1 protein-coding gene and 2 pseudogenes are annotated in these 1,485 nt (G+C 39.6%); all 3 read left to right on the plus strand.

Annotated features, from left to right (window positions below; all coding sequences use genetic code 11):
- Positions 1–625: pseudogene (locus ABID23_RS07955) on the plus strand (hypothetical protein); the annotation flags it as partial.
- A complete protein-coding gene (locus ABID23_RS07960) occupies positions 567–1,061 on the plus strand; it encodes a hypothetical protein (RefSeq protein ID WP_354190955.1) in 495 nt (164 codons plus the stop codon). The pseudogene ABID23_RS07955 and the gene ABID23_RS07960, both read left to right, overlap by 59 nt.
- Positions 1,062–1,258: 197 nt before the next feature.
- A pseudogene (locus ABID23_RS07965) lies at positions 1,259–1,485 on the plus strand (hypothetical protein); the annotation flags it as partial.

The following is a 1,485-nucleotide window of genomic DNA, read 5'->3' on the forward strand; positions in this document are numbered from 1 at the left end:
CATTAACAATAACATTAACATATATAATAAAAAAACTAATACTATCGTATTAGCAAAAAAAGAAACTGAATTTGAAGATTTAGAAACAACCGATTTGGTTTACGAGCCAATCGAGGTTGATGTTGAAAGCGAACCCAATCAAATCGCAACATCATCAGACAACCAACCTCCCATTCACGAGCAGACAAGCGTTTTCAAAAAAGCCAAGCGGGTTAAAGCCGATAGAGGCTGTCGATTGCCTGCGGATTTTGAACCCGATTACGATTTTGCCATTGCAGAGGGCTTGCCTCCAGAGCGTGTGAAAGTCGAAATCGCAAAGTTTCGAGATTATTGGAATGCCAAGGCAGGTAAAGACGCTAGCAAGCGTGACTGGCAAGCAACATGGCGTAACTGGGTGAGAAATTCAAAAGATCATAAAGTTAATAAACAAGATGGAAATTATGGAAATTACACTCAAAAGCAAAAAAGCATTAGCGAAAAGTTTGCAGACAGCATCCTTGATATCGGAAATCGAGGGTACTTTGAAGCATATTCACGCGATGATACCGCCGAGCGGTCCATTTGTTTTGAAAGATGGCAGCCAATTAACGAAACAGCAGGAAGCGATAGCTTTAGATGCTTATGATCAATTGCAAGAGCTGTTTGCAGTGAAAGCAAGCAAAGAGGATATCGCAAAAGCCGTTCGCATGCTGTCATGTGGTTTGAAAATATCACAACAGGCAGATTACGAAGGGATGGCGTTGACTTATGGAATGGTTTTGGAAAATGTATCGGCATGGTCACTGATGACAGCGGTCAAACGGATTTTATGTGATGAGATAGATGGTTTATCGGATACGTTTTTTCCGAGCACACGTGAACTTGTAAGGTTATGCCGTGATTTGGAAGACAATCTTTTGAGAAAAGCCGATTTTGTATGCCGCGTTGTTTTGAGAACCCGTGAACAGCAGTTGAAAGAACAAGCAGCGAAAGAGCATTCAAAACCGCTTACACTTGTTCAAAAGCAAAGGTTTGAAGAGACTTTTAATGGTATTGGTGGGATTGTAAAGCACATTGATTAGATAGCAAAGTAGTGAAGTTTGGTATTCATATTGGCTTAGACATGCGTTTAAATCGTCAAAAAGGCACCGTACAGAGCGATTTAAAGATTTTGTGATAAAAACCACATTGAAATTAAAAAACGCTTCTGTACAGCTCATTTTGAGGCAAATAAACCCATTGGTAAAGTTATGGATTTAATATGGAAATGTTTAAACGAATGTTTTTAAAAAATCGTAAACAGCCTATGCAAAAAAAGTTTGTTGCAACAGCGGTTGGATATGCCCCATGGGGGTTAGGAGTTGCAGAGTATTTTTACAACCTTTACGAATACGAAGATGGTATGAGAGAATATGAGGAATTTGAAGGTGGTCAGTATCATGAGATGCCTGATAAAGTTGATTACAGTACCAAGGCTCAAGTGAAAGCTTGGATATATGGGGGTGG

It is taken from the genome of Bartonella silvatica (assembly GCF_040545155.1).
Classification (GTDB): Bacteria; Pseudomonadota; Alphaproteobacteria; order Rhizobiales; family Rhizobiaceae; genus Bartonella; species Bartonella silvatica.